The 16187-nt window shown below is 72.1% G+C and carries 11 protein-coding genes; 7 read left to right on the top strand and 4 right to left on the bottom strand.

All coding sequences use genetic code 11. From position 1 onward, the window contains the following. Nucleotides 1–198: 198 nt before the first annotated feature. Together serC and ACFC1R_RS09530 are read right to left on the bottom strand one after the other, a co-directional pair. A complete protein-coding gene (gene serC / locus ACFC1R_RS09535; protein ID WP_375935316.1) occupies nucleotides 199–1317 on the bottom strand; it encodes a phosphoserine transaminase in 1119 nt (372 codons plus the stop codon). A gap of 143 nt (nucleotides 1318–1460) precedes the next feature. Then, nucleotides 1461–2561: a citrate synthase 2 gene (locus ACFC1R_RS09530; protein WP_375935313.1), complete on the bottom strand. Its 1101-nt coding sequence runs from the start codon at nucleotides 2559–2561 to the stop codon at nucleotides 1461–1463. Between the two features lie 401 nt (nucleotides 2562–2962). Between ACFC1R_RS09530 and pdxH the strand changes: the two genes are divergently transcribed. The 7 genes from pdxH (at nucleotide 2963) to ACFC1R_RS09495 (ending at nucleotide 14064) form a co-directional block, all read left to right on the top strand. Continuing rightward, a complete protein-coding gene (pdxH, locus tag ACFC1R_RS09525; protein ID WP_375935352.1) occupies nucleotides 2963–3586 on the top strand; it encodes a pyridoxamine 5'-phosphate oxidase in 624 nt (207 codons plus the stop codon). 358 nt (nucleotides 3587–3944) lie between these two features. Continuing rightward, nucleotides 3945–4127 (top strand): FxSxx-COOH cyclophane-containing RiPP peptide, encoded by a 183-nt coding sequence (fxsA, locus tag ACFC1R_RS09520; protein WP_045303174.1) that lies wholly within the window; start codon nucleotides 3945–3947, stop codon nucleotides 4125–4127. A 26-nt stretch (nucleotides 4128–4153) separates the two neighbouring features. After that, nucleotides 4154–6553: an FxsB family cyclophane-forming radical SAM/SPASM peptide maturase gene (locus tag ACFC1R_RS09515; RefSeq protein ID WP_375935309.1), complete on the top strand. Its 2400-nt coding sequence runs from the start codon at nucleotides 4154–4156 to the stop codon at nucleotides 6551–6553. A 27-nt stretch (nucleotides 6554–6580) separates the two neighbouring features. Further along, complete coding sequence (locus ACFC1R_RS09510; RefSeq protein ID WP_375935306.1) at nucleotides 6581–7369, top strand: aminoglycoside N(3)-acetyltransferase; 789 nt, start codon at nucleotides 6581–6583, stop codon at nucleotides 7367–7369. A gap of 200 nt (nucleotides 7370–7569) precedes the next feature. Continuing rightward, nucleotides 7570–8934 (top strand): TIR-like protein FxsC, encoded by a 1365-nt coding sequence (locus ACFC1R_RS09505; protein WP_375935303.1) that lies wholly within the window; start codon nucleotides 7570–7572, stop codon nucleotides 8932–8934. Further along, nucleotides 8931–12950: an FxSxx-COOH system tetratricopeptide repeat protein gene (fxsT, locus tag ACFC1R_RS09500; RefSeq protein WP_375935300.1), complete on the top strand. Its 4020-nt coding sequence runs from the start codon at nucleotides 8931–8933 to the stop codon at nucleotides 12948–12950. The genes ACFC1R_RS09505 and fxsT overlap by 4 nt, the downstream gene beginning before the upstream one ends. 127 nt (nucleotides 12951–13077) lie before the next feature. Beyond that, nucleotides 13078–14064: a 2-hydroxyacid dehydrogenase gene (locus ACFC1R_RS09495; RefSeq protein ID WP_375935297.1), complete on the top strand. Its 987-nt coding sequence runs from the start codon at nucleotides 13078–13080 to the stop codon at nucleotides 14062–14064. A gap of 72 nt (nucleotides 14065–14136) precedes the next feature. Here ACFC1R_RS09495 and ACFC1R_RS09490 read toward each other — a convergent pair whose 3' ends face one another. Both ACFC1R_RS09490 and ACFC1R_RS09485 read right to left on the bottom strand, forming a co-directional pair. After that, nucleotides 14137–15012: an alpha/beta fold hydrolase gene (locus ACFC1R_RS09490; protein WP_375935295.1), complete on the bottom strand. Its 876-nt coding sequence runs from the start codon at nucleotides 15010–15012 to the stop codon at nucleotides 14137–14139. Nucleotides 15013–15169: 157 nt separating this feature from the next. Next, on the bottom strand, nucleotides 15170–16156 hold the full coding sequence (locus ACFC1R_RS09485) for a DUF4231 domain-containing protein (protein ID WP_375935292.1): 987 nt from the start codon (nucleotides 16154–16156) through the stop codon (nucleotides 15170–15172). Between the last annotated feature and the right edge of the window lie 31 nt (nucleotides 16157–16187).

The raw sequence follows: 16187 nt of genomic DNA, 5'->3' as shown, positions 1-16187 counted from the left end.
CCACAGGTCTTCGCCCTCGTCATAGGTGCGGAACCAGGTAGTCATACCGCCATCCTGACCCACCCCCTTGACCAAACACATAGGGGCACCCCCCCGGGGCCGACCGCGCACGGCGGGAGGCCCCTCGGGACGGCGGACGACCGGACGGCGGCGCGGTTGCCCCGCGCCGCCGTCCGGTTCCCTGTGGCAGGGCAGCGGTTACAGCTTGCCGACCACGTAGTCGATGCAGGTGGTGAGGGCCTGGACGTCCGCCGGGTCGATCGCCGGGAACATCGCGATGCGCAGCTGGTTGCGGCCCAGCTTGCGGTACGGCTCGGTGTCCACGATGCCGTTGGCGCGCAGGGCCTTGGCGATCGCGGCGGCGTCGATCGACTCGTCGAAGTCGATGGTGCCGACCACCTGGGAGCGCTCCTCGGGCTTGGCCACGAAGGGCTGCGCGAAGGGGGACTTCTCCGCCCAGGAGTACAGGATCGAGGAGGACTCGGCGGTCCTGGCCACGGCCCAGTCCAGGCCGCCCTGGCCGTTCAGCCACTCCAGCTGGTCGGCCAGCAGGAAGAGGGTGGAGAGCGACGGGGTGTTGTAGGTCTGGTCCTTCGACGAGTTGTCGATCGCCGTCGGCAGGTCGAAGAACGGCGGGATGTACCGGCCGGAGCCGGCGATCTCGGCGGCGCGCTCCAGGGCGGCCGGGGAGAAGGTCGCCAGCCAGAGCCCGCCCTCGGAGGCGAACGACTTCTGCGGGGCGAAGTAGTAGACGTCGGTCTCGGTGATGTCGACCGGCAGGCCGCCGGCGCCCGAGGTGGCGTCCACCAGGACCAGCGAGCCCTCGTCCGCGCCCGCCGGGCGGCGGATCGGCATGGCGACACCGGTCGAGGTCTCGTTGTGGGTGAGCGCGTACACGTCCACCCCGCGCTCGGCGGTGGCGGTCGGGTGGGTGCCCGGGTCGGTCTTGATCACCGACGGCTCGGCCAGCCACGGCGCGGCCTTCACCGAGGAGGCGAACTTGGAGGAGAACTCACCGAAGTTGAGGTGCTGGGACTTCTCGCGGACCAGCCCGAAGGCGGCGATGTCCCAGAATGCGGTGGAGCCGCCGTTGCCGAGCACGACCTGGTACCCCTCGGGGAGGGAGAACAGGCTGCTCACGCCTTCGCGGACGCGCTTGACCAGGTTCTTGACCGGGGCCTGGCGGTGCGAAGTGCCCAGCAGGGATGTTCCGGTGGCGGCGAGGGCACTCAGTGCCTCGGGGCGCACCTTGGACGGGCCGCAGCCGAAACGGCCGTCAGCGGGCAGATGTTCAGCGGGGATCTGGATCTGAGCCACGGGCGCAGCCTAGTGGTTCGTCCAGTGCGTGCAAGGCGCTTGTCCGCCCGCTGAGATGTGATCTTTCCCTGGTCGGGCGGGTCCGGAAGGCACTTCCGGACCCGCCCGAACGAGTGATATGCCGTCAGCGGACCGGCGACACGTCAGTGGGCGATCGACTCGTAGCCCTCGATCTCGCGCGGGCTGCGCGGGCCGGGGCCGATGTAGCGCGCGGAGGGGCGCACGAGGCGTCCGGTGCGCTTCTGCTCCAGGATGTGCGCCGACCAGCCGGCCGTGCGGGCACAGGTGAACATCGAGGTGAACATGTGCGCGGGGACCTCGGCGAAGTCCAGCATGATCGCGGCCCAGAACTCCACGTTGGTGGCCAGCACGCGGTCGGGGCGGCGGTTGTGGAGCTCCTCCAGCGCGGCCTTCTCCAGCGCCTCGGCGATCTCGAAGCGCGGCGCGCCGAGCTCCTTGGCGGTACGGCGGAGCACCCGGGCGCGCGGGTCCTCGGCGCGGTAGACGCGGTGGCCGAAGCCCATCAGACGCTCGCCCTTGTCCAGCGCCTGCCGCACGTAGCCGGCGGCGTCGCCGGTGCGCTCGATCTCCTCGATCATGCCCAGCACGCGCGAGGGCGCACCGCCGTGCAGCGGGCCGGACATCGCGCCGACGGCGCCCGACAGGGCCGCCGCCACATCCGCACCGGTCGAGGCGATGACCCGGGCGGTGAAGGTGGAGGCGTTCATGCCGTGCTCGGCGGCGGAGGTCCAGTACGCGTCCACGGCCTTGACGTGCTTGGGGTCCGGCTCGCCGCGCCAGCGGATCATGAACCGCTCGACCACGGTCTCGGCCTTGTCGATCTCGCGCTGCGGCACCATCGGCAGGCCCTGGCCGCGCGCGGACTGCGCGACGTACGAGAGTGCCATCACCGCAGCCCGGGCGAGGTCGTCGCGGGCCTGCTCGGCGGAGATGTCCAGCAGCGGCCGCAGGCCCCAGACCGGCGCGAGCATGGCCAGCGCGGACTGCACGTCGACCCGGATGTCACCGGAGTGCACCGGGATCGGGAACGGCTCGGCGGCCGGCAGGCCCGGGTTGAACTTGCCGTCCACCAGCAGGCCCCAGACGTGGCCGAAGGAGACGTGGCCGACCAGGTCGTCGATGTCCACGCCTCGGTAGCGCAGTGCGCCGCCTTCACGGTCGGGCTCGGCGATCTCGCTCTCGAAGGCGACTACTCCCTCAAGCCCGGGTACGAAATCGGACATCAGACGGCTCCCTCAGTGATCCGGTCCGACGGACGCCATGGTGGGGCGGTTCCGTCGGGTGACCGATGGTGGTTGGCACTCGGTGCCAGCGTGGCAGGCACGGAGTGCATTACGCCATACACCACCACGGTGATGTTTCCCCTAGGGCCACATCCAACCCGGTTCCGGGGGTGATATCGCCGGTGGACATCCCGGAGAGTTCCGGATGATTCCGGACATACTCCCTGTGCGGCGGGTGGCGCCCGGACGGCGGGACACCTTATCTCCCGCCCGGGTTTCCCCGGACGTAGCGGTACCCGGCGCTTGTCGTACGGGATGATGTTGGCGTGCCTACCGCGGAACGCCACCCGACATCCCTGACCACGCCGACCGAGGACCGGCCGGGTCCGGACCTGACCGTGATGCGCAAGCATTACCAGCACGAGGGCCTGGGCGAGGAACAGCTCGCAGCCGACCCGGTCACCCAGTTCACCCGGTGGTTCCACGAGGCCGACGAGGCCGGCGTGGTGGAGCCGAACGCCATGGTGCTCTCCACCGCGGACGCCCAGGGCCACCCGAGCTCGCGGACCGTCCTGCTCAAGGGCTACGACCGGCGGGGCTTCGTCTTCTTCACCAACTACGGTTCGCAGAAGGGGAGCGAACTGTCCGTCAACCCCCATGCCTCGCTGCTCTTTCCGTGGATCGCGATCGCCCGCCAGGTGCAGGTGGCCGGCCGGGTGGAGAAGGTCGGCCGGGACGAGACGGCGGCCTACTTCCGTACCAGGCCGCACGGTTCGCAGCTCGGCGCCTGGGCCAGTGAGCAGTCCAGCCCGGTGGGCAGCCGGGAGGTGCTGGAGCAGCGTTACGCCGAGCTGGAGCGCCGCTACCCGGAGGGCGAGGGCGTGCCGGTTCCGCCGTTCTGGGGCGGGTACCGGGTGGTCCCCGAGCGGGTGGAGTTCTGGCAGGGCCGGGAGAACCGGCTGCACGACCGGCTGCGGTACGTCGCCGAGGGCGGCGGCTGGCGGGTCGAGCGGCTCTGCCCGTAGCCCCGTAAGCCCGTAGCCCGTCGCGGCCGTGCGCGGCCGCGATCATGGCTGGTCTACGCCAGTTGCAGTAGCCGGGCAGTCCGCCGATGCGATGGAATGGCCGGTCGGACCGGTGTTTCCCCCGGCCATTCCCCCTAGGCTCGGATTCCGGCGGCCCGGGCGCGCGGCTATAGCTGATGCCGTCAGTCGCAGTAGTGCGATTCGCTCAACATACTGAACCAATTCACTCGGACGGGTTAATTACGGGGAAACCGCAGGCACCTCTCGGGATACTCGCCGTTGGGTGGACCAGGGCGAGGGGAGGCTTCTGTGTTTAACCCGATCCCTCACCGTTCCACTCGCAGAAACGAGACATCACATGGTCGCCGCACTCGTCACCGGGCCAGCTGACCGCGAGGCCGTCGAGGAGCCAGCTCCACGGGCCTCGCTCGCCTCCCTCGCCGCTCTGGGTACCGACAGGCTCACCTCCGATCTGCACCGGGTGCTGCCCGGCGGTGATTCGGGCCGACTCGCCGTGGCGGCCTTCAACTCCTCGATCTGACAGGCTGATACGGCCGGCAGACGCTGATGTCCCCCTTGACGGTCCCGTTCTCGCAGTTCGTCCTCAAAGTGCACAGCAGGTGCGATCTCGCCTGCGACCACTGTTACGTGTACGAACACGCCGACACCAGCTGGCGCGGCAAACCGCGCGCGGTCTCCGAGCGAGTGCTGGCGGCGGCGGCGATGCGGATCGCCGAACACGCCAGGGTGCACCGTCTGCCGGCTGTCCACGTCGTCCTGCACGGCGGCGAACCCCTGCTGGCGGGCCCCGCCCTGCTGCGGCGGGCCGCCACGGAACTCCGCCGGGCCCTCCCGCCCGGCTGCGCCCTGGACCTGCGGATCCACACCAACGGCGTACTGCTCAGCCGGGCCTACTGCGACCTCTTCGCCGAGCTGGAGATCAAGGTCGGCATCTCGCTCGACGGCGACCGGGCCGCCAACGACCGGCACCGCAGGTTCGCGGACGGACGCAGCAGTCACGCCAAGGTGATCGCCGCGGTCGAGCTGCTCCGGCTCCCCGAGTACCGGCACCTCTACGCCGGGCTGCTCTGCACCATCGACGTGGAGAACGATCCGGTCGCCGTCCATGACGCACTGGTCGCCCTCGAACCGCCCCGGATCGACTTCCTGCTCCCGCACGCCACCTGGGACCAGCCGCCGAAGCGGCCGTCCGGTGCGGGCCGGACGCCCTACGCAGATTGGCTGATGGCCGTCTACGACCGCTGGACGGCCCAGGGTCGTCCCGTCCCGGTGCGCACCTTCGACTCCGTGCACCGCACCCTGCGCGGGCAGTCCAGCCTCACCGAGTCGCTCGGACTCGACCCGGCCGACCTGGTCGTGATCGAGACGGACGGCACGCTGGAGCAGGCGGACAGCCTCAAGACCGCCTACGACGGCGCACCGGCCACCGGCTTCGACCTCTTCACCCACACCCTGGACGAGGTGGCCGCCCACCCCGGGATGGTGGAGCGCCAGTCCGGGCTTGCCGGGCTGTGCGAGGAGTGCCGTTCCTGTCCCGTCGTCCGCTCCTGCGGCGGTGGCCTCTACGCGCACCGCTACCGCAGCGGACCGGGCTTCGCCAATCCCTCCGTCTTCTGCGGGGACCTGATGAGACTGATCACCACCATCCGGGACCGGGTGGCGACCCGCGCGGTCGTACCCGCCCAGAGCGCACCGGTCGAACCGGTGCTCACCGAGCGCCAACTGGACGAGCTGGCCGGCGGACACGGCAGCGCATCGACGGTGGCCGCCCTGGCCGGTGCCCAACTCGGCGTCACCCGGCGGCTGCTGGCGGCGCTCGCGGGCGAGCCGGGCGAGCCCTGGTCGCTGCTGACCGAGCTGGACGCCCGGGCCCCCGAGGCGCTGGACGCGGTGCTCGCCCACCCCTACGTCCGCGCCTGGGCGGTGCGCTGCCTGAGCGGCGAGCCGGGCGCCGACCTCGGCTCGCTCGCCGAGATCGCGGCCGCCGCGGCGCTGCGGGCCGGCCTGGACTTCGAGCTGCCGGTGCCGGTCCGCGGCGGGGCGGTGCACCTGCCGACGCTCGGCCGGGTGCTGACCGTCGGTGCCGGCCGGGCCGAACTGCGCGGCACCGCGGACGGGTTCACCGTGCGCGGGGTCCGGGTCGGCTGGGACTCGGCGGGCGGCGAGCAGTGGCAGCCGGTCCGGAGGCTCGCGCTGGCCGGCGGCTGGACGGTCGCGCTGGAGGACACCGACCCCCAGCGCGACAGCCACCAGTGGCCGGTCGAGGACCGCCTGGGCGAGGCCGAACTGCTCGGCTGGACGGGTGCGTTGCGCGAGGCCTGGGAGCTGATCCTGCGTGATCTGCCCGGTCAGGCCACCGGTCTGCGGGTCGGGCTCGGCACCATCACCCCGCTCCGCTCCGCCCCGGCAGGGCGGGACGTCAGCGCGGCGGCCCGGCAGGCGTTCGGCGCGGTCGGCATCGCCAGGCCCGCCACCGCGCCGACCCTGGCGCTGCTGATCGCGCACGAGTTCCAGCACGTCAAGCTGGGCGCGGTGCTGGACTTCCACGACCTGTACGACCAGGCCGACGAGGGCCGCTACTACGCGCCCTGGCGGCCCGACGCCCGCCCGCTGGAGGGGCTGCTGCAGGGGACGTACGCGCACCTGGCGGTCACCGAGTACTGGGCCACCCGGGTCCGGGCCTACGACGGACTGCCGGGCGAGGTGGCCGACCACGCGCGGGTGGAACTCGCGACCTGGCGGGCGCACACCGCGCAGGCCCTGGAGACACTGGCGGGCTCCGGCGCGCTGACGGCGGCCGGGGCGCGTTTCGTCGAGGGGATGCACGCCGGGCTCACGCCGTGGCTGCGACTTCCGCTCCCGGCCGAGGCCGAGCGCACCGCGCGCCGGGCCGCGGAGCACAACCTCGCCGAGTGGCGCGCCCGCGCCGCGCTGGCCGGCTCCTGACCTCGAACTCCGCGGGAGGGGGCGGCGATGCACGGCGTGGACCGGCTGACGGCGGACCTGGACCGGCTGGGCGTCGAGCCGGGCGAGACACTGCTGGTGCAGTCCTCGCTCCGCTCGGTCGGGCCGATGGTGAACGGCGCCGCCACCCTGCTGGAGGCCCTGCTGCGGGTGCTCGGCCCCGACGGCACCCTGGTCGTCTACACGGCGACGCCGGAGAACTCCAACACCTCCCGGCTGGCCCTGGCGCCCACCGACGGGATGACCCCCGCACAGCGCCAGGCGTACTGGGACGCCAAACCGCCGTTCGATCCCGCGACGACGCCCACATCGAAGATTCTCGGCCACTTTTCCGAGCTGGTCCGCAGCCATCCGAAGGCGGTGCGCAGCAGCCATCCGCAGACCTCCTTCACCGCACTCGGCAGTCGGGCGCGGGAGCTGATGCGCGGTCACCGCTGGGCCGGGCACCTGGGCGAGCGGTCGCCGGTGCGGAAACTGTACGACCGGGGGGCCCGCGCCCTGCTGATCGGTGTGCCCGTCTGGTGCTGCACCGCCTTCCACCTGGCCGAGTACCGGCAGGACGACCCACCCATGCAGCGCTACGGCTGTGTGGTCACCGACCGCAGGGGGCAGCGGCGCTGGGTGCACTTCGAGGCCGTCCACCTGCGGGACGAGCACTTCGAACCGATGACCTCCGCGCTGGAGACGGGCATGCCGAGCCTGCTCGCGGGTACTCTCGGTGATGCGAGCTGCTACCTCCTGCGGATCGCCGAGGGAGTGGACGTGGCGGACAAGTTCCTCCGCGATCACCGCAGTTGAATCTTCGCAGCCCGGCCACCCCGGTTGACCCGGGCACGCGCAGTCGGCCGGTGTCGCCCTATTCCCTTGGGGAAGCCGAGGTTCCTAGACTGACAGCCCCTCCGTGGGGGAACGACGTAACTGGGAACTGGACGTAGTACCGGCTACGTCCGGTGCGGTACACCACCATCACACACCGGACGGTCTCGGGGGAGGCGCGTGTGTACGACGACCCTGGGGGTTGGGATGAGGACGCGGCACGGCCGTACTTCTTCCTCAGCTACGCGCACACTCCGCGTGCGGGTACCAGAGGAGCGGGAGACCCCAACCACTGGGTGAGCAAGCTGTACGACGACCTCTGCGAGGCCGTGCTCCAGCTGACCGACCTGCCGGAGGGCGCGCCGGTCGGTTTCATGGACCAGTCCATGCACCAGGGGACGTTGTGGGCGAAACGACTCTCCCAGGAGCTGGCCACCTGCCGGGTCTTCGTCCCGCTCTACTCCCCGCGCTACTTCAACAGCCTGGCCTGCGGCCAGGAGTGGTACTCCTTCACCCAGCGCCCGGTCTATCCGGAGCGCTCCACCTCGGAGCAGAGCAGCGGGATCGTTCCGGTGCTCTGGGTGGCCATGGGCAACTACCAGCTGCCCGAGGTGGCCAGCCAACTCCAGTTCAACCACAGCAGTTTCGGTCCCGACTACGCGGCCGAGGGCCTGTACGCGCTGATGAAGCTGAGCTACTTCCGCACCTCGTACGAGCTGGCCGTGCACCGCCTGGCGAAGCGCATCGTGGACGTCGCCGAGGCGACGGTGATCCCGGTCGGGCGCCCGCTCGACTTTCAGGCCCAGCCCAGTGCGTTCAAGGCGCTCGCTCCCACCAAACAGCTGCGGATATCGGTGTTCTCCTACCGGCAGTCGGAGCTGCCCGAGGGACGCAACCCCGACTACTACGGGCCGCGCCGGGTCGACTGGCACCCCTACCAGCCGCAGTCCGCACGGCCGTTGGCCGAGCACGCGATGCGGCTCGCCAAGCAGCTGGGGTTCCATCCGAGCATCCACGAGTTCGACCAGGAGGCCGAGGAGATCCTCTCGAACGGCGAGCCGGCCGCGCCCGGACTGGTCCTGCTGGACCGCTGGGCGCTGCGGGACGAGGAGCGGCGGGAAATCGTCGCCCGATTCGATCGCAGCAACCCGCCCTGGGTGAGCGTGCTGGAACCGTGGAACACCTCTGATGCGGACTGTGTCGAGCAGGACCGTCCGCTGTCCGAACTCAGCGCCACCACATTGAAGTTCAAACGCCGCGAAGCCAAGCCGAGTTTCCAGGAGGACGCCGCAGGGCTGGCCACGCTGGAGGACTTCGAGGACGCACTGCCACGGGCCGCGATGCGGGCCAAGTACGCCTTCGAGGACCGGTCCAGGGGCGGCCAGGCCAGGCCGGGCGCACCCAAGCCCAGCCTGCGGGAGGCCTTCGGCGGGGAGCCCAGGCCGTGGCGGCCCGGGACGGGCCGCAGCGAGCCGGGCAGTCAGGAGGCGGCCCGTGACGAGGAGGACGGTCCTCCGGGGGCCGGTCTCGGGGGAGGAGAAGCATGACCGAGAACCCGACCAGGAACCTCCGGCTGCGCGCCCAGAGCGCCACCACGCCGGAGGGCGAGCCGCAGGCGAACGAGGACCGGCAGGGCCGGATCGTCACCTTCTACTCGTACAAGGGCGGCACCGGGCGCACCATGGCACTGGCCAACACGGCCTGGATCCTGGCCGCCAACGGCTTCCGGGTGCTCACCGTCGACTGGGACCTGGAGGCGCCGGGTCTGGCCCGCTTCTTCCATCCCTTCCTGGACCCGGCGGCGCTCGCCGGGACCACCGGGATGATGGACCTGATCACCGAGTACCGGGAGGAGGCGCTGCGCGAGGTCGACCACGCCCCCAACTGGCACGAGGACTTCGCCCGGGTCCACCCGCACGCCCTCTCGCTCTCCTGGCCCGGCTTCCCGGCCGGCGGCAGCCTGGACTTCCTCTCGGCCGGCCAGCCCAACCGGGACTACTCCGAGACCGTCGGCCGGCTGGACTGGGACCTGTTCTACGAGCGGTTCGACGGCGGGCAGTTCTTCGACGCACTGCGCCGGGACATGAGCCGCCGCTACGACTACGTCCTGATCGACAGCCGGACCGGCCTCTCCGACATCGCGGAGATCTGCACCGTGCAGATGCCCGACGACCTGGTGGTCTGTTTCACCCTCAGCGACCAGAGCATCGAGGGCGCCTCCAAGATCGCCCAGCACATCAACGACCGGTACCGGGAGCGCGGCATCCGGATCCTGCCGGTGCCGATGCGGATCGACGAGGGCGAGAAGGAGAAGGCCGACGCCGGGCGGGCGCTGGCCCGACTGCGGTTCGGCGGCCTGCCCGAGGGCCTGGCGGACGAGGAACTCGCCCAGTACTGGGGCTCGGTGGAGGTACCGTACCGGCCCTTCTACGCCTACGAGGAGATCCTGGCCACCTTCGGCGACCAGGTCGGTACGCCCACCTCGATGCTGGCCGCCTGCGAGCGGATCACCTCGGTGATCACCAAGGGCAGGGTCACCGGCCTGCCCCCGGTGGACGAGGAGGTCCGGCTGCGCTTCGTGGACGCCTACACCCGGCGCCGGCCGACCGTCCCGGCCGACCTGTACCTGTCGTACGTGCCCGAGGACCGGATGTGGGCGGACTGGATCGCCGCGGTGCTGGAGAACGCCGGATTCCGGGTGGTGCCACGGGACCTGGGCGCGGGGGCGGACTCGCGCTCGGAGACCGAGCGGGGCATCGACGCCGCCTTCCGGACGGTCGCCGTGTTCTCGGCCGCCTACCTGCGCTCACCGCAGGCCAGGGCGCTGTGGGACTCGATGGCGGGCTTCGATCCGGCGGGCACCCGGCGCCAGCTGGTCCCGGTCCGGGTCAGCGACGTCCGGCTCGCCGCACCGTTCAACAACCGCAACCCGGTCGACCTGGTGGGGCGCGACGAGGACCAGGCGGCGGCGATCCTGCTGCGCGCGCTCGGCCGGGGCGACGTCACCGCAGGCGAGAGCGTCGGGGCGGTCCCGCGCTTCCCCGGCACCAAGCCCGCGTACTGGTCCGTGCCGCAGCGCAACCCCTCGTTCACCGGCCGCGCCAAGGTCCTCGACGAGCTGCGCGACCAGCTGGTCGGCGGCCCCACGGTGGTGCTGCCCACCCCGCAGACGCTCTACGGGCTCGGCGGTGTCGGCAAGACCCAGCTCGCGCTGGAGTACGCCCACCGGTACATGTCGCACTACGACCTGGTCTGGTGGATCGACGCCGAGCAGACCGAACTCGTCCCCTCCACGCTCGCGGACCTTGCCTCCCGGCTGGGCCTGCGGGTCGGTGACAGCGTCAACGAGGCCGCCGAGGCCGCCCGGGAGGCGTTGCGCCGGGGCACCCCGACCTCCCGCTGGCTGCTGATCTTCGACAACGCCGACGAGCCCTCCGAGATCCGCCGGTACTTCCCCGGCGGCTCCGGCCACATCCTGGTGACCTCGCGCAACCAGGCGTGGTCCGGGCAGGCCGGGGTGCTCGGCGTCGACGTCTTCACCCGCGGCGAGAGCATCGAGCACCTGACCCGCCGCACCCGCGGCCTCTCCCGGCAGGACGCCGACCGGGTGGCCGACGCGGTCGGCGACCTGCCGCTGGCCGTCGAGGTGGCGGCCGCCTGGCTGGACACCACCCGGACCCCGGTGGACACCTACGTCGCCCAGCTGCACGCCGAGGCCACCAAGGCGCTCGCGGTCGGCCGCCCCGCCGACTACCCCAGCCAGGTCGGCGCCACGTGGAACGTCTCCATCGCCCGGCTGCGCGAGCAGTCCCCGGCGGCGGTGCGGCTGTTGCAGCTCTGCGCGTTCTTCGCGCCCGAGCCGATCTCGATGGACCTCTTCTACAGCGACCAGATGATCCGTGCCCTGGTCCGCTACGACGAGGACCTCAGCGACACCTTCATGCTCGGCAAGGTGATCCAGGCGGTCGGCCGGTACGCGCTGGCCAAGGTGGACGCGGCCAGCAACAGCTTCCAGGTGCACCGCCTGGTCCAGGCCGTGGTCCGCTCCGAGATGAGCGAGGACGACCGGCTGAACGCCATGCACGAGGTGCACCGCATCCTGGTGGGTGCCCGCCCGGTGCTCGGCGACACCGACAACCCGGCCAACTGGCCGCGCTTCGAACGGATCTGGCCGCACCTGGCACCCTCCCGCGCCCAGGACTGCGACGAGCGCGAGACCCGTGAACTCCTCATCGACCGGGTCCGCTACCTGTGGAAGCGCACCGACCTCGACCGGGCCCGCGCACTGGCCGAGCAGCTGGACACCACCTGGGTCGAGCGGCTGTCCGGTGAGGGCGACGACCTCGAACGCCGCAACCTCCGCCGCCAGATCCTCAGCCTTAACTTCCAACTCGCCAACGTGCTCCGCTCGCAGGGGAACTACTCCGACGCGCTGCAGCTCGACGAGTCCACCCTGGCCGGGCAGCGGGAGCTGCTCGGCGAGCACAATCCGTACACCCTGATGACCGCCGGTTCGCTCGGCGCCGACCTGCGGGCGCTCGGGCGGTTCCAGGACGCGCTCGACCTCGATCTCGAAACCTACAGCCAGTTCCGGGAGTTGTTCGGCGACGAGAACGCCCGCACGCTCTCCATCGCCAACAACCTGGCCATCGACTACCGCCTGGTCGGCGACAGCGAGGCCGCCCGCGACCTCGACCAGGAGACCTTCGACCGCCGCCTCGCCGTCCTCGGCCCCAGGCACCCGTACACCCTCTCCAGCAAGTCCAACCTGGCCCGTGACCTGCGCGAGGTCGGCGACTACAAGGGCTCGATCGAACTCCTGCGGGAGGTCACCGAGGAACTCGCCGACGTCCTGCAGCCGGACCTGCCGGAGAACCTGCGCAACGCCAAGTCCCTCGCGGTGTCGCTGCGCCGGGAGGGGCATCTGCGGGAGGCCCGCCAACTCACCATGCAGACCTACGAGCGCTACCTTGACCGCTACGGCGCGGAGGCGGCGGACACCCTGGCCTGCGCGCTCAACCTGGCGGCCGACCACTCCGCCTCCGGCGACAAGGAGGCCGCCCGGGACCTCGCCACCACGGTCTTCGAGGGCCACCGGCGGCTGTTCGGCGACGAGCACCCGTTCACGCTGGCCTGCGAGAACAACCTGGGCATCTACCTGCGCGGCAGCGGCGAGGTCGAGGAGGCGATCCGGCGCGGCCGGCACACCGTCGCCGGTCTCGAGCGGGTGCTCGGCCCCGACCACCCGTTCACTCTCAACGCGATGATCAACCTGGCCAACGCGTACGGGGAGGACGGCCAGCTCGCCAAGGCGGAGGAGCTGGAGCGCACGGCGTTCGCGGGCCTGTGCAACCGGTACAGCCCCACCCATCCGGACGCCATCGCCTGCGAGGCCAACCTCGGGGTCACCCTGCGCAAGGCGGGCCGGCTCTCACAGGCCACCGAGCTGCGCGACCACGCGGTGGCCGAACTGATCCGCCTCTTCGGCGAGGAGCACCCCAACACGGTCTCCGCCCGGGGCTGGAAGCGGATCAACCGCGATCTGGAACCCCAGCCGGTGTAGTCGCGGATCCGCGTGGCGGCGCGGGCGGGCCTGCCGGGGCCCGCCCTGCCCCGCCCTGCCGCGCCGGCCGTGTGCGTGGACCGCTCGCGCGGTGGGGCGCCGCCCCGAGCGGGTACGCTGCCGAGCTGTGACCGAGCCCTCGCCACTGCCTCCCGTCCTCGTCACCCGCCGCCTCGCGCCGGGGGTGCTGGAACGGCTCACGCCGTTCTGCGCCGTCACCCTGCACGACGACGACCTGCCCATGGGCAGGGCCGAGCTGCTCGAGGCGGTGGCGGGCAAGGCGGCGGTCGTCACCACCCTGGACGACGTGGTGGACGCCGAGTTCCTGGACGCGGCCGGCCCCGGCCTGCGACTGGTCGCCAACCACGCGGTGGGCACCCACAACGTGGACCTCGCCGCCTGCGCCGCACGTGCGGTGCCGGTCAGCAACACCCCCGGCGTGCTCACCGAAGCCACCGCCGACATGGCCTGGGCCCTGCTGCTGGCCGCCACCCGGCGGCTCGGCGAGGGGGAGCGGTGGCTGCGCTCCGGGCGGCCCTGGGCCTGGGCGCCCAACTTCCTGCTCGGCATGGAACTCTCCGGCACCCCGCTGGGCATCCTTGGCATGGGCCGGATCGGCCAGGCGGTGGCCCGCCGCGCCGCCGCCTTCGGCATGCCGGTCGGCTACCACAACCGCACCCGGCCGGCCGACGACGCCGAGGACGGTCCCCGCTGGCTCCCGCTGGACGAACTGCTCGCGCAGTCCCAGGTGCTGGTGGTCACCTGCCCGCTCAACGCCGGCACCCGGCACCTGCTCGACGCCGAGCGCCTCGCCCGGCTGCCCGCCGGTGCGGTGGTGGTCAGCATGACCGCAGGAGTGGTGGACGAGGAGGCGCTGGCCGCCGCCCTGGACTCCGGCGCGCTGTTCGCCGCGGCCGTGGACAACTTCGAGTGCGAGCCCGCCGTCCCGGCCGCCCTGCTGGCGCAGGAACGCGCCGTACTGGCACCGCACCTGGGCAGCTCCACCGTCCGTACCCGGCAGGCCATGGGCGGCCTGGCCGTCGACAACGTGCTCGCCGTCCTGGCCGGCCGGGACCCGGTCACCCCGGTCGCCCCGGCCGGGGCACGGGGGTAGCCCTCCGACGGCTGGGGCCGGGCCGCTGCGGGGACCTGCGCGCACCGGCAGACCGCTCCCTGCCGTGCGGGGTCACCTGGCCGGGCCCGCCGCCCATCTGAGTTCCTCGGCCATCACCCGCAGCGACCCGAAGTGGGCGGCGCCGGGCTCCAGGTAGAGCTCGGCACCGGGGATGTGGTCGGCGAGCCACTGGGAGTGCCCGACCGGGGAGAACTGGTCGTCGGCGCCGTGCCAGAGCCTGGTCGGGACACCGATGTCCTCCACCTTGAAGCCCCAGTGGCTGGTGAAGGCGAGGGCGTCGTCGATCCAGCCGTACGCGCCGTACCGGAACGCCTCGCGGTAGGTGTTCAGCAGCATCCGGCGGATACCGGCGTCGGTGACCACCGTCCGGTCCGTGGGCGGGAGTTCGGGGACCAGCCCCTGGATCAGCGCGGCCGGATCGTCCTTGATCTTCCGGGACCTGACCTGGAAGGTGTCGACGAAGCGGTGCGGGCCGCGCTCGACCTCGCTGTAGCTGTGCCGGTTCGCCTCGGTCATCCCGGCGTACCAGTCGAGCCCCTCCGCGTGCCGGGGCGCCAGGCTGACCAGCGCCGACACCCTGGTCACCCGGTCGGGCAGCAGGGCCGCACAGGCCAGCGCGTGCGGCCCGCCGCCGGAGCGGCCGAGGACGGCGAAGTCGCCGATGCCCAGTGCGTCCGCGATGGCCGCCACGTCGGCGGCCGCCGAACTCACCCGGCGGCCGGGCAGCCGGGTGGAGTCCCCGTACCCGGGACGGTCGAAGGAGATCAGCCGGACGCCCAGCCGGTACAGCACCGAGGCGCGCGGCAGCGGGCCGACCCGGCTGCCGGGGGTGCCGTGCAGCAGGAAGACCGGACGGCCCTGCATGTGTCCGTGGGTGTCCACCGCCAGCCTGCGGCCGTCGGCGACCTGGACCAGGAGTTCCGCCACTCGGTCTCTCCTTCGTCAGTGGGCAAGGATCCTGAAGGCGCCTCCAGGGTGCGGGGGCTGGGCCCGCCGGATGTTCCGGCGGCCGCCCGCGGCGTCGCCGCGGTGCCCCGCGCCTCCGAGGAAGTGCTGTCCGGTACATGCCCACTGTGGGGGTTCGTCACCCCGCCACGTCCAGGTTGCGGACCTCACGGCGCGCCTGCCAGGTGGTGTGCTCCCGCGAGATCGCGTCCTCGGCGTCCCTGGCGAGGCGGGCCCAGACCTCCTCGGCCTCCTCGGACCCCAGTTCCAGGCCGCTCAACTGGGCCTCGATCACGGCCAGTTCGGAGGCGGCCAGCGAGTACGCGGCGGCCTGCGGCCGGTACTGGCGCAGCTGGGCCCAGGCGGCGATCGAGGCGGCGACGGCGGAGACCGTGCCGAGCGCGTCGTAGCTGAAGTACCCGAGTGCCCGCAGGACCGCAAGGCCGAGGCCGAGCAGCGGCAGCGCGATGCCGAGCAGGTTGGCCCAGCGGCTGGCGTTGGCGCACTGCCGGGCCTTGGCCCGGTACCAGTCGCGCTGGGTCTGCACCCGTTCCCGCAGGTAGACCTCGCGGCGGACCGCCAGCGGCTGCTCGCGCAGCGCCTCCATGGTCTCGGTGATCTGCGGATGGTGGGCCGGGCGTCCGAGCAGGGGCCCGCGCCAGGCGGACAGCTCGGCCTGCACCCGTTCGAACTGCGGGATCGCCCGGGTGGTGCCGAACTGGCCGACAATTCCCCCGAGTTGTGCGTCGTACAGCCGTTCGGCATCCGGCAGGGTGCGCGGCGGCGGCTGGTAGGCGTCGGCGCGCACGGCGTACTTCCAGGAGAGCGTCTTCACCGACTCGGCGGCGGCCCGCCCCTCGTACCAGAGGCCCTGCGGGTTCTGGCGGCTGACCACGGCGGCCATCACGACGGTGCACAGGTAGGCGAAGGCCGCGATCCAGGCCCAGAGCCTGCCGTCCGCCGAACCGGAGGCCGCCGCCGCGACCAGCAGCAGCAGCTCCCAGCGGGAGAGCGCGACGGCCCGCCGCTGCCCCTGCAACGAGGAGGAATCGGCCGTCCAGAACAGCTCGGGCAGCAGCTCGCGCTCCTCGAAGCGCCGGTTCGACCGCCCTGACCCCGCTGCCATGTCGGCCCCCACCGCCTCCTCGCCGTGACCT

The sequence above is a fragment of the Kitasatospora sp. NPDC056138 genome (genome assembly GCF_042264695.1).
In the GTDB taxonomy this organism is placed as follows: Bacteria; Actinomycetota; Actinomycetes; order Streptomycetales; family Streptomycetaceae; genus Kitasatospora.
This window is presented reverse-complemented; position numbering and strand designations above follow the sequence as displayed.